This window comes from Serratia sp. L9 (assembly GCF_050632285.1).
Classification (GTDB): Bacteria; Pseudomonadota; Gammaproteobacteria; order Enterobacterales; family Enterobacteriaceae; genus Chania.
Genome location: NZ_CP192591.1, coordinates 4133395 through 4146242 on the forward strand (window position 1 = coordinate 4133395; position 12848 = coordinate 4146242).

Annotated in this window: 8 protein-coding genes and 2 pseudogenes; 4 read left to right on the forward strand and 6 right to left on the reverse strand. The window is 54.4% G+C overall.

All coding sequences use genetic code 11. From position 1 onward, the window contains the following. The first annotated feature begins 1 nt into the window (after position 1). The 3 genes from ACQ86O_RS19660 (at position 2) to ACQ86O_RS19670 (ending at position 3710) form a co-directional block, all read left to right on the forward strand. Positions 2 to 814 carry a class I SAM-dependent methyltransferase gene (locus tag ACQ86O_RS19660; RefSeq protein WP_431222507.1) on the forward strand — a complete coding sequence of 271 codons (813 nt, stop codon included), beginning with the start codon at positions 2 to 4 and terminating at the stop codon, positions 812 to 814. Then, entirely contained in the window at positions 811 to 1659 is an 849-nt protein-coding gene (gene modD / locus ACQ86O_RS19665) for a ModD protein (protein WP_431222508.1), read from the forward strand. Before ACQ86O_RS19660 ends, modD begins: the two co-directional genes overlap by 4 nt. Positions 1660 to 1733: 74 nt before the next feature. Then, a complete protein-coding gene (locus tag ACQ86O_RS19670) occupies positions 1734 to 3710 on the forward strand; it encodes a TonB-dependent receptor domain-containing protein (RefSeq protein WP_431222509.1) in 1977 nt (658 codons plus the stop codon). 70 nt (positions 3711 to 3780) lie between these two features. Here ACQ86O_RS19670 and ACQ86O_RS19675 read toward each other — a convergent pair whose 3' ends face one another. The 6 genes and pseudogenes from ACQ86O_RS19675 to ACQ86O_RS19700 all read right to left on the reverse strand — a co-directional run bounded on the left by ACQ86O_RS19675 (position 3781) and on the right by ACQ86O_RS19700 (position 10772). Continuing rightward, positions 3781 to 4782, reverse strand: a complete 1002-nt coding sequence (locus tag ACQ86O_RS19675) for a bile acid:sodium symporter family protein (protein ID WP_431222510.1) — start codon at positions 4780 to 4782, stop codon at positions 3781 to 3783. A 76-nt stretch (positions 4783 to 4858) separates the two neighbouring features. Continuing rightward, a complete protein-coding gene (locus ACQ86O_RS19680) occupies positions 4859 to 5899 on the reverse strand; it encodes an oxidoreductase (RefSeq protein ID WP_431222511.1) in 1041 nt (346 codons plus the stop codon). 161 nt (positions 5900 to 6060) lie between these two features. Then, positions 6061 to 6977 (reverse strand): annotated as a pseudogene (gene araC / locus ACQ86O_RS19685) (arabinose operon transcriptional regulator AraC). Between the two features lie 228 nt (positions 6978 to 7205). Continuing rightward, positions 7206 to 8179, reverse strand: a pseudogene (gene araH, locus ACQ86O_RS19690) (L-arabinose ABC transporter permease AraH). Positions 8180 to 8205: 26 nt separating this feature from the next. Then, the gene (gene araG / locus ACQ86O_RS19695; RefSeq protein ID WP_431222512.1) at positions 8206 to 9729 is read right to left on the reverse strand and encodes an L-arabinose ABC transporter ATP-binding protein AraG; all 1524 of its coding nucleotides are present in this window, start codon (positions 9727 to 9729) and stop codon (positions 8206 to 8208) included. Between the two features lie 59 nt (positions 9730 to 9788). After that, positions 9789 to 10772: an arabinose ABC transporter substrate-binding protein gene (locus ACQ86O_RS19700; RefSeq protein WP_431222513.1), complete on the reverse strand. Its 984-nt coding sequence runs from the start codon at positions 10770 to 10772 to the stop codon at positions 9789 to 9791. A 359-nt stretch (positions 10773 to 11131) separates the two neighbouring features. On the opposite strand from ACQ86O_RS19700, the gene ACQ86O_RS19705 reads away from it, so the two are divergent. Further along, entirely contained in the window at positions 11132 to 12802 is a 1671-nt protein-coding gene (locus ACQ86O_RS19705; RefSeq protein ID WP_431222514.1) for a ribulokinase, read from the forward strand. Positions 12803 to 12848: the final 46 nt, after the last annotated feature.

A 12848-nucleotide genomic window follows, 5' to 3' on the forward strand; every position in this document is an offset into this window, starting at 1 on the left:
TATGCTGATAGATGAAATAGACTTTTCTGCACTCTACCAACAGCAGCTAGCGCTGGCAAAACGCACGGAAAAGGCCCCGGAACACTGGGATAAACGGGCCGAGAAAATGTCAGTGACCTGCGCCAATCCGCAAGATCCTTATCTGACCCAATTGATTGCCAAAATAGATTTCTCTGAGGCCAAAACCTTACTGGATGTCGGTTGTGGGCCCGGCTCCGTGGGTCTGAACGTAGCGGATAAGCTGGATCAGGTTTACGGTATTGATTATAGCGCCGGCATGCTGGATGTGGCCGTCAGGCGAGCGCATGCCATGCAGCTTGATAACGTCACGTTTAAACGCCGTGCGTGGGAAGAAAGCTGGGATGACTTGCCGATATGCGATATCGCAGTCGCTTCCCGCTCTACTTTGGTTGGCGATCTGCATAGCGCCATGCAAAAAATCAACGCTGCGGCTCGATTAAGGGTCTACACCACTCATACGGTCAGCTCTTCTTTCGTCGATGTGGCCGTGCAGCGGGCTATTGGACGCCCCGTCGTTGAGCTCCCGAATTACATCTATGCAATCAATATCCTGTATCAAATGGGGATCCAGGCCCGTGTCGATTTTATCCGTGGCCCTAACTGCCAGGGAAATATCGATACTTATGAACGTTTCGTCGAAAGCGTCAGTTGGTCGATCGGAACCCTGAACGACGACGAGCAACAGCGGCTGTTTGATTACTTCACTCAGCAGCGAAAGCTTGGTCATCAGTTGACCTCGCCAACCCGCGACTGGGCCTTGGTTTATTGGGATAAGCACCAGGGGGTCGCATGATTTTCATTCCTGACAGCCTTCTGGATCAATGGTTGATGGATGATATCCAGGGCGGCGATCTCACCACGCGTGCCCTGGGGATTGGATCACGCCAGGGGGTGATGAGTTTTCACCATCGTCACGGAGGATGCGTCAGCGGCCAGAATACTGCGCAGCGCATGCTGATGCGCCTTGGGCTTGAAGTTGAACAATATCTTGACGACGGGGATGTGGCGCTTGCTGGCCAGGTTCTGCTCACGGCCAAAGGCCGTGCGGATGCGCTTCATCAAGGCTGGAAGGCGGTACAGAATTTACTGGAGTGGAGTTGTGGCGTATCTGATTATCTCTACCGTATGCGCCAAATCCTGCAACAGTATTCACCCAATGGCAAAATTGCCTGCACCCGAAAGACCGTTCCTGGTACTCATCTGTTAGCCCTGCAGGCGGTGATTGCCGCTGGCGGTATTATCCACCGCACCGGTTGCAGTGAAACCCTGCTGCTGTTTGCCAATCACCGCAAATTCTGTTCCTGCCCCGATGATTGGCAAAGCATGGTGACCACACTCCGCCAACAGGCACCGGAAAAAGCCATTATCGTGGAAGCCGATACGGTGGATGAAGCCAGGTTGGCCATACAGGCACAGCCGGATATTGTGCAACTGGACAAGTTTTCTGCGCCAGATATTCTCCTCCTGAAAAGTTACGCTGAAACCATCGCGCCAGGCTGCCGCCTCTCGGTAGCGGGTGGCATTAACCTTGATACGATAGAAGAGTACGCACGTACCGGCGTTGCCCTGTTAGTCACTTCCGCGCCTTATCATGCTTCGCCCTCTGACATCAAAGTAAGACTCATCCCGACGGATTAACGCGTTCAGAATGGGCGCGTCTCTTTGACACAACTATCGCTATATAAATATATACATAACGATTCTGGGAAACAGTGAAAATGAAAAAAACAACTTTATGCACCACACTCTCCCTTCTTATAACGGGGAATTTTATCGCAGGGAATACGCAGGCGAGCGAAAACACCATGACCGTTTGGGGTAGCCCTGTGGCCAATACCAGTACGATTATCACGCCAGATACGGTTAACAAGCTGGACAAACGCAACGTAGCTGAGGCACTAGGCATCGTGCCCGGGGTAACGTTACAAAAATCCGGCGCTAGGAATGAACAGCAGGTGCGGGTGCGCGGGTTTGATAACCGCCAGGTTCCGGTGTTTTATGACGGAGTGCCAATTTATATTCCTTATGACGGCAACCTGGATCTGGGGCGTTTCCTGACCTCCAACCTGTCTTCGCTGGAGGTCTCTAAAGGCTATACCTCATTACTGCAAGGACCAAACCAGATGGGCGGCTCAATCAACCTGACAACCAGTAAGCCCAAAGAGCCATTGGAAGCCAGCTTGGGTTACCGGCAAGGGTGGAGTCGTGGTAGCGACAACGCCTTCGATGCCGATGCTTCACTGGGAATAAAAAACGATATCGGTTATCTGCAAGTCAGTGGTAGCCAACTGAAGCAGAGATTTGTTGGTTTACCGCACAGCATTGACAACCCTACCGCTGGCGAAGATGGCCGACGCACCAACTCGGCGTCTGATGACAAACGCGGTATTGTGAAAGTTGGTTTTACCCCACGGGAAAATGACGAATATACCTTCACCTATATCAAACAGGATGGGGAAAAACAGAATCCACCCTATATGGGCAACAGCAGCCAGATGCCTCGCTATTGGCAATGGCCGGAATATGACAAAGAGAGCTATTACTACCAGGGGATCACCCGGTTTGGCGATATATTTACTCTGAAAAGCCGCGCTTACCATGACACCTTTAAAAATACCCTGCTTATGTACAACTCGCTAAGCGATCTCAAGCAAGGCAAAGGCAACTATAGCCATTACGATGATTATACCGATGGTGCAGGCCTGCAATTATCCGCCGATATGCGTGAGCGGGATCGGCTCGCTTTTGCAGCCCACTGGAAGGAAGACGTTCACCGCGAGAAAGGCGCCGAAAATGCGCCCTACGATCGTTATAAAGACCGTACCTGGTCACTTTCGAGCGAATATCAATGGGCCGTTAATGACGCATGGGACGTTGTTGCTGGTATCAGTTACGACTGGCGCGACAGCCTGGAAGCAATGAAACACGAAAACAATGGCACCACCACCCGTTACGACGACAACAGTCAACGCGTTTTCAACTGGCAGGCAATGGCGAAATACCACTTCGACAACCGTGATGATATCGCCCTGTCATTTTCCGATCGCAGCCGTTTCCCCACGCTGAAAGAGCGCTATACCACTTCCCGACCGGCTTATGGTCAGGTTGCTTTGGTGAACCCCAATCTCAAGGCTGAACGGGCGCACAGCATAGATTTAACTTATAACGGCTACCTGAGCGATAACTGGGGATACGAAGCGAGCGTCTATTATAACCGCGTCAGCGATGCGATTCTGGCACAAAATATCGATGCCAATACGGTGCAGAACCGTAATAGCGGGCGCGTAGACTACACCGGTTTCGATCTGGGTATCAAAGGGCAGATCTTCGAAGAAGTGAGAATCGGCTTCAGCTACAGCCTGATCCACAGCGATGTAAAGGACAAGGAAGTGGGTAAAATCACCGGTCTGCCAACTCAATCGGTTATCGGCTGGATCACTTACACCCCGTGGACACCATTGAGCCTGACCCTGTCTGAAGAGGCCCGCTCATCAAGCTACAGCAACACGGACGGCAGCCAACGGGCGGCGGGATTTGCGGTAACCAACCTGCGGGCGGACTATCAGATTGTCAAAGGGCTAAGCGTCAATGCCTCGGTTAATAACCTGTTCGACACCGCATATGCTTATTCCGAGGGTTTTGTGGAACAAGGCCGTAACTTCTGGACTGGCATCGAGTATAAATACTAGCCTTTAACATCTGCTTCCCGGCCAATCGGGAAGCAGTTTCTGGCGTATGAAAGCAACTGGTTGAAACGACTCAACCTCTCCTGGCCGCGGTAGCTTCCCGCTGCTGGGCAGTTTTACGTGCGTAGCGCTGTGCCAGTATCGCGCACACCATCAATTGCACCTGGTGGAAGATCATTAACGGCAGCACCATCGCACCAACCGCTGCGGCCGGGAACAGCACGTTGGCCATTGGAATGCCGTTGGCCAGGCTCTTTTTCGAACCGCAGAACACAATGGTTATCTCATCTGCGGTATTAAAACCCAGCCAGCGCGCCGCGTAGGTGTTGACGATCAGCACCACCGTCAACAGCACCAGCGACATCACCAGGATCATCAGCAATGACCAGCCATCAATAGTGTGCCAAATCCCCTCGACCACCGCCGCGCTGAACGCGGTATACACCACCAGCAATATCGACGAGCGATCGGTGAGGTTAATCAGTTTGCGGTGGCGATCGATCCATTTGCCAATCAACGGCCGCGCCAGATGGCCGATAACAAACGGCACCATCAGTTGCAGGATAATGGCGCCAATCGCGTGCAGCACATCAGTATTGCCGCCCTGGGTATGCATCAACGCCCCCACCAGCAACGGTGACAAAAACACCCCTAGGATGCTGGATGCAGACGCGCTGCAAATCGCCGCCGCCACATTGCCCCCGGCGGCGGAGGTAAAGGCAATTGCCGACTGAACCGTAGCCGGTAAGGCACACAGATAGAGAAAGCCCAGGTAGACGGTCGGCGTCAGCACGCCAGGTACCAGGAGGTTCATCGACAGCCCCAATAACGGGAACAGGGCAAAGGTACTGAGGAACACCACCAGATGCAGCTTCCAGTGGCTCATTCCGGCAACGATTGCCTCGCGGGAGAGCTTGGCCCCATGCATAAAGAACAGTAAGGCAATCGCGGCCGTGGTCAGATGTTCAAAGAAGGTCTGCCAGACGCCTTCACAGGGGAAAAGTGAGGCCAGAAGGACCACCACCAACAGGACCAGCAAAAACTTATCGATGCGTAAACGCTGCAACCAGGACATTAAACAGGATCCCCTGAAATTAAATCGTAAAAAAAGGGTTCAGTGCAAAATCTGAACCCTGTTGCCACTCGTCGAATCAAACTACCGGCAGCGCTTTTTGCTGTTTGGCTGATTCGATACCCAGTTCGATCATCTCCATCACCTTGATGGCTTCGCTGGCCGGCACCGGGTTGGCACCATCACCGTTGACGGCATCACGGATGGCTGCATAGTAGGCTGGATAATTACCGGGAAGGGTCAACAACGGCTTTTCCGCCATGATGCCATCACGTGACAATGTCACAACTCCGTCACGCATATCATAACCCCAATCGGCCTGCGGCAGGCGATCACCGGCTTTCAGTCGGTCTTCCTGGGGATCAAGGCCATATTTGATAAAGCTGCCCTGCGTACCATGCACAATGTAGCGCGCAGTTTCTGCCGCCGCCAACACCGTGCCGTGCAGCACCACGCGGTGATGGCCATAATTAAGTACCGCATGGAAATAATCCACCGATTGCGAGCCTGGGCGCAATTCACCGAGATCGACAAACAGCGTTTGCGGCATACCAAACAGCTGCAAAGCCTGGTCGATCAGATGTGGCCCCAGATCGTACCAAATGCCGCTACCAGCCCCGCCTTGTTCGCGCCAGCGCTGGCGTACCTCCGGGCGGAAGCGGTCGAAATGGGATTCAAAATAGACCACTTCACCCAAGGTTCCCTCTTTTAGCAGCGTTTTCAGCGTCAGAAAATCGCTGTCCCAGCGGCGGTTATGGAACACCGAAAGCAACAGCCCGCTCTGATCCGCCTGTTGCTGCAACTGCTGCGCTTGTGACAACGTCACGGTAAACGGTTTATCCACCACCACATGCTTGCCTGCCGCCATCGCCTGTTGCGCCAGCGGGAAATGGGTATCGTTAGGGGTAGGAATAACAATCAGGTCGATCGAAGGATCATCAAACAGCGCCTGCGGATCACTCACCACCGTCATCGAAGGCCAATCGGCATGGACTTTACCGGCATCGCTGCTGGAAACGGCGGCCAATTCCATGCCAGGGGTTCCTACAATCAACGGAGCATGAAACGTCTTGCTGGCGTAGCCATAACCTATCAGACCAACACGGATTTTTTCAGTCATCTTGTTTCCTCATACAGGGCGGTAATCCAAATGAATGTCAGGCAGGCAAGTGGATCGGGGCGAAAAAACCGCCCCTGAAATGCTGCCGCTCGAAGCTGTGGGATCTGGAATTATCCGATTTGACACCATGACGCGGGCGGGAACAAGCAGTAAATTTTAGGTTAACTGGAGACAGCAGCCAGCGCCCGTTGATGGAAATTGCTCACTGGATAGTTGATCTCCAGACTACGGCGGCGAAAATCACTCGGGCTGACACCAACTCGCTTGCGGAACACCCGCGAGAAATAGAGCTGATCGTCATAACCGACTACGCGGCCAATGGTGGCTATCGACTCCTGGGTGGTCTGCAACAGCAGTTTGGCACGGATCACCCGTTGATCCTCACGCCAGCGCAGAATATTGATCCCGACCTGTTCACGGAACAGATGCGCCAGCCTCGAAGGCGAAAGGCAAACATGGCGCGCCACCTCATCAATACGCAGTTCTCCGGCCAGGTTGCCGGTAATAAACTGGCAGGCTTCCATCACCCGGGGATCCATTATCTTCTGCGGGCTGAGCGGATCTTCTTCCATCGAACGCAGCAAGAGCCGCTCCAACAGGTTCATCCCCATCTCTTCAGCAAAGCGACGGCCAGAACGCTGGGTCTGCTCAATGTTGGCAAACAGCCGGTCAAACTCCAGCAGCAAGGTATTATTGGGCAGCGTCAGGCGGCCCACCTGATGCGTTTTACTGTGCCATTCGAGCCAATCGGCCCAATAAGCGCGCGGGCGGAAATAGACCCAGCGATGATACCAGCAGTCGCTATCTGGCGATCGGCCATAGTAATGCGCCGCCTTGGGGGAAACAGCAACAGATCGCCAGGATTACAGTAAAAGGTATCCTCACCATCAAACACTTTACCCTGGCCTTTAATGGTCAGATTGAGGATATAGCCCTTCATCCCGCCAGGACGATCGATAAAGAAATCCAGCGGTCCATCCGCCATGATCGGCGTCAGCCCGGCAACCAGGTAGGCGTTAAAGGTGTAACCCGGCAACAGCGGGTTCGGTTGGGGTTCCTGAACCATGCGATGATACATCTGGCCTCCAAAGGTGTCTTACATCTGCCTCGTACTTGTCAGTTAGGCCTTCCTGCCCCCTCGCCCAAAGGGGAGAGGGCGTCACCACAAGCATAGAGATAAATTATTGGGCATGTTATTGCTTAAACGGCAAGCATTGCGTACATCTATCCCTGTATTTCTCTAAATCAAGTTTATCAAGCCAGCAGGATGCTGCTCACCGCAATCTCAAAACTGTGATGTATTGCGTTAAGCCGTGCGCTTCGCTTTCTGCTTGTAGCGGTCAAAGATCACCGCCGCCAGCAGGATCACACCGCGCACCACATACTGTGAGAACGGCGAAATATTCAGCAGGTTCATGGCATTCTCCACCGTCCCCAGGATCAGGATCCCGGCGATAACATAGGAAATCTTGCCGATGCCCCCTTGAGCGAAACGCCTCCCAGTACGCAGGCGGAAATGACAATCAGCTCATAGCCGATAGAGGTCATCGGCTGGCCGCTGGTCATGCGCGAAGCCAGAATAATGCCAGCAGCGGCGGACACCAGCCCGGAAAGGATAAAGATAATGATCTTGGTGCGAACCACCGGCACCCCAGCCAGACGGGCCGCCTCTTCGTTGCCGCCAATAGCCAGGGTGTTACGGCCAAAGGTGGTTTTATTCAGCAAGAAGCCAAACAGGATCAGGCAGGCCACGGTGATCCAGATCGGCGCGGGCAGCCCAAACCAGTTGGCATAACCCAGGGCAAAGAAACGCTCATCTTCGATACCCACCGCTTTACCATCAGAAATGATATAAGCCAGGCCACGGAATATCTGCATGGTAGCCAGGGTGGTGATCAAGGCATTGATCTTCAGGCGGGCGATCACAAAGCCATTAATCAAGCCAGAAAGCACACCGAGCAGTAAACCGGCCGCTACGCCAATCCACAGGCTTTCGGTCATGTTGATCACCACTGCGGTAGTCACCCCGGCGCAGGCAATGACCGAAGCAACCGAAAGGTCAAAATCACCGGAAGCCAGGCAGAACAGCATGCCGCATGCCACCATGCCGGACATGGAGATCGCCAGACCCAGGCCTTTCATATTGATAAAACTGCCAAAATTCGGCACAAACAGCACACAGCCAATAAACAGCACTGCGAACACCACCAGCATGCCGTAACTGTCCCAGATACGCGCCAGCCCAAGGCTGCCACGGTTTTTCACAGAATTGGTTGTCATGGACGACATCTCTTTCTCCTTCACAATCAGGCCACCGCCGCAGCGTATTCGGGGGTACTTAACATCGCCAGGCTGAGGGCTTTTTCCTCAGTGGCTTCAACATGGGATAACTCACCGGAAATCGCCCCTTCACGCATCACGATGATGCGATCCGCCAGCCCCAGCACTTCGGGTAAATCACTGGAGGCGAACAGCACCGCGATGCCCTGCTGCGCCAATTGATAGATCACATGGTAGATTTCATGTTTGGCCCCGACGTCGATGCCGCGTGTCGGTTCATCGAGCAGGATCACTTTCATCTCTTCCGACAGCCAGCGGCCAAGGATCGCTTTTTGCTGGTTACCGCCCGAGAGGTTCATAATCAATTGCTCGGCACTTGGGGTTTTGATATTCAACGCACGAATGTGGTGATCGGCATTGCTGGCTTCCCAGGTGTTATCAATCAGGCAACCCGCCTTGATGCTTTTACGCCGTGCGCTGATGTTGATGTTATCGCGCACCGAGTGCACCGGGATGATGCCGTCTGCCTTGCGGTCTTCCGGGCACAGCATGATGCCTGCGCGGATAGCGTCTATCGGTGAGCGGATAGCAAGCGCGTTGCCATCCAGCAGCAAATGCCCACCGGCCACACGCGTTGCACCAAAAATGCCCTTCATCAATTCACTACGCCCGGCCCCGACCAGGCCAAACAGACCGACAATTTCGCCGGCACGCACGTTGAGGCTGATAGGGGTTTTCACGCCAGCGGCCTGCAATTGCGCGATCTGCAACCGCACCGCCCCCAGTTCACGTGGCTGATAGCCGTATACGTCGCCAAGATCGCGGCCAACCATTGCCTGAACCAGCGCTTCATTGTTGACTTGCTGCATGTTGTCGAAGGTGCGCACATAGCGGCCATCTTTAAACACGGTAATGGCGTCACTGAGCGCAAAGATCTCTTCCATGCGGTGAGAGACATACAAAATCACCCGCCCTTCGGCGCGCAGCTCGCGGATCACCCTGAACAGTTGCTCGATTTCACGGGCCGACAGTGAACTGGTCGGTTCATCAAACGCGATCACCTTGGCATTGCGTGCCAGCGCCTTGGCAATCTCCACCATTTGCCACTGGCCAATCGACAGATATTTCAGCGGCGTATCGGGGTCGATATCCAGGCCAAGATGTTCCAGCTGTAACCCCGCCTCATAACGCAGCAGTTTGCGATCCACCATCCCGAATCTGGTGGGCAACTGACCCAGATAGATATTCTCGGCCACTGTCATTTCCGGTACCAGGTGCAGTTCCTGATAGATAATCGCCACCCCGGCGTCCAACGCTTCGGTGGTGTTGGCAAACTGCACCGCTTGCCCCTGAAGATAAATTTCGCCCTGGCTCGGGGCGTAATTGCCGCTGAGGATTTTCAGCAGCGTCGATTTCCCCGCCCCATTCTCCCCCATCAACGCGTGGATCTGCCCGGCCTGGCAGGTGAAGCTGATATCATCCAGCGCCTTGACGCCCGGGAAGATTTTACCGATGCCTTTAAAAGCCAAATAGGGCGTAACGGCAGTCATAATGCGTTCCTCATGCTGTTCGTTAAAAAGCCGCCTGCGTAATGCAGGCGGCATAACCCTTACATCAGGCCTTTTTTCTGCAGTTCGACCTTGAAGTTATCGCGGGTGATCAGCACCACATCAGTCACTTCGGTAAATTTCTGCGGTTCAACCCCTTTCTCGACCCAATCGTGCAGCATCTGGATACTTTTGTAGCCATGGACATCCGGGCTTGGCAGCAGCGAACCGTAGAAGCCGGTAGCCTGCGCCTTGGAAAGTTCACTCACCGCATCAACGCCGTTGATGCCAATGCCGATCACGCTAGGAGCCTTAAAACCTTGCCCTTCGGTGGCGCGTACGCCGCCCAGCACGGTATTGTCGTTCATGCCAACGATCAGCCAGTTTTTCACTTCAGGATGCTGTACCAACATCGAGTTGGCGGCATCGAACGCCCCAGGAATATCGTTGGATTTGGTTGGAACCTTGTAAATCTGCTTTTCCGGGAAGCCTGCGGATTTCAGCGCTTCCATTGAGCCGCCAGTGCGGCGGCGTGCGGTATCCAACTCATCAGAGGTGATCGCCATCACGCCGGTCTCAGCCACTTGCCAACCGCGCTTGTTCATCTCTTTCCACAGTTCCTGGCCTTGGCGCTCGCCAATCTTGGTGGCCGCCATCATCACCAACGGCACGCTGTCCATTGGTTTGCCTTTGGCGTTGACGAACTGATCGTCAACCGCGATCACTTTCAGATCGTAACTGCGCGCCTTGGCTACGATCGCCGAGCCGAGTTTGGGATCCGGGGTACAGATAACAAAGCCTTTGGCCCCGCTGGCCGCCAGGCTGTCGATGGCATTCAGGGTTTTCTCACCGTCAGGTACTGCAATTTTGATCACTTCAAAACCGAGGTCTTTCCCAGCCTTATCGGCAAACTTCCATTCGGTCTGGAACCAGGGTTCTTCTGGTTGTTTAACTAAAAAGCCCAGCTTCATGGACTCGGCAATAGCCGAATGTGACATAACTGCCGTCAGGCCGATGACTGCCAATGCCTTAGTGAATTTATGCATGGTACTCTCCGCTGTTTTGCTCTTTTCGGCAGGGGGGTCCGTCTGCCATGAAAGCGTTATCATTAGTTGGTGCTGTAACGACAAGCGCCTGTTTTCGCGTTTTATGTCGTTACAGTGGGTAAGACGGGAACAGTTTTAGCGGTTATTTGTTACTTAAATGTAGAGCGCTATCACATCCAAGAATTACAGCAGGTATGTGCATATATTTAGCCACTTAGGCCAAGCACCAACTTTTGACAGCCATCACAAAATCACTGCAGGAAGCAGAAAAGTACATACTTCCAGCTAATGACTCCTCACCTGACTGCTCGCCACACTCCTATCGTTAACCATAACCTAACAAATAAGGAGTCAGCATCATGACGGCAGGCGCAATTGCCCTGGGTCTGGACTTCGGCAGCGATTCAGTGCGAGTACTGGCTGTCGAATGTCATAACGGCAATGAACTGGACACCGAAGTGGTTTACTACCCCCGCTGGCAGCGGGGCGATTTCTGCCAGGCCGCGGATAACCAGTTCCGCCATCACCCACTCGACTATATAGAAGCGATGGAACAGGCCATCGTTGCCGTGGTGCAACGCATGAGCCCCGAGCAACGCCTGGCGGTAGTCGGGATCGGGGTAGACTCCACCGGCTCGACGCCTGCCCCCATCGACGAAAACGGCGATGTTCTGGCGCTGCGGCCGGAATTTAGCAGTAACCCGAACGCCATGTTTGTGCTGTGGAAAGATCACACCGCCATTGAAGAAGCTGATGCCATTAATCAGTTGTGCCGCAGCGGAACCTTCCCTGACTATTCCCGCTATATCGGCGGGGTCTACTCTTCCGAATGGTTCTGGGCCAAGATCCTGCACGTATCACGCCAGGACGAGGCAGTACGCAAAGCGGCAGCCTCCTGGGTGGAACTGTGCGACTGGGTACCTGCATTGCTATCCGGCACCACCGCCCCACATCGGCTGAAACGTGGCCGCTGTAGCGTAGGCCATAAAACCCTGTGGCATCCCGATTGGGGTGGCTTGCCGCCGAAAGCTTTCTTTGCGGCTCTGGATCCTTTGCTGATCGAAGATTTGCCCTACCCGCTGTTTACCGGCTCCTACACCGCCGATCTGCCGGTAGGTAACCTGACCAAAGCCTGGGCCGAACGGCTCGGTCTGCCAGAAAGCGTAGTGCTTTCCGGCGGTGCCTTCGATTGCCATATGGGAGCCGTCGGTGCGGGCGCGCAACCTTACACGCTGGTAAAAGTGATTGGCACTTCAACCTGCGACATCCTGATAGCCGATCGCGAACGCGTGGGTGACCGTGCCATCGCCGGGATTTGCGGCCAAGTGGACGGCAGCGTGGTGCCGCAAACCATCGGTATGGAAGCGGGACAATCCGCTTTTGGCGATATGTATGCCTGGTTCAGCCACCTGCTGAGCTGGCCATTGCGTGAAGCCGCCAAAACCCAGCCGCAATTGCAGGCGCAACTGCAGCAAATTGAAAGCGGCATGCTGGCCGCACTGACCACGGCCTGGGCCAGGAACCCTTCGCTTGACCATCTGCCGGTCGTGCTGGATTGGTTCAATGGCCGCCGCACCCCTTATGCCAACCAGCGCCTGAAAGGCGTGATCACCGATCTCAACCTCGGTACTGACGCCCCGACCTTATTCGGTGGCTTTATTGCCGCTACCGCCTTTGGCGCCCGCGCGATCATGGAATGTTTTGAGCAGCAGGATATTCCTGTAGACAACGTGCTGGCATTAGGCGGCATTGCCCGCAAATCCCCGGTCATCATGCAGGTTTGTGCCGATGTGATGAACCGCCCGCTACAGATTGTGGCTTCCGACCAATGCTGCGCGCTGGGGGCTGCCATTTTCGCCGCCGTCGCCGCCGGGCATTTCAGCAATGTACCATTGGCGCAGCAGCATATGGCCTGCAGCATCGAGCGCACCTTGCAACCCGAACCGCAAAACGTTGCGCGCTATCAGCAATTATATGAACGCTATCAGCAATGGTGCCAGACCGCAGAGCCACGCTTTGCCAAAGATTAATACGCCGGGGCGCAACCGCCCCAGCTCAACAAACCGAAATATTCAG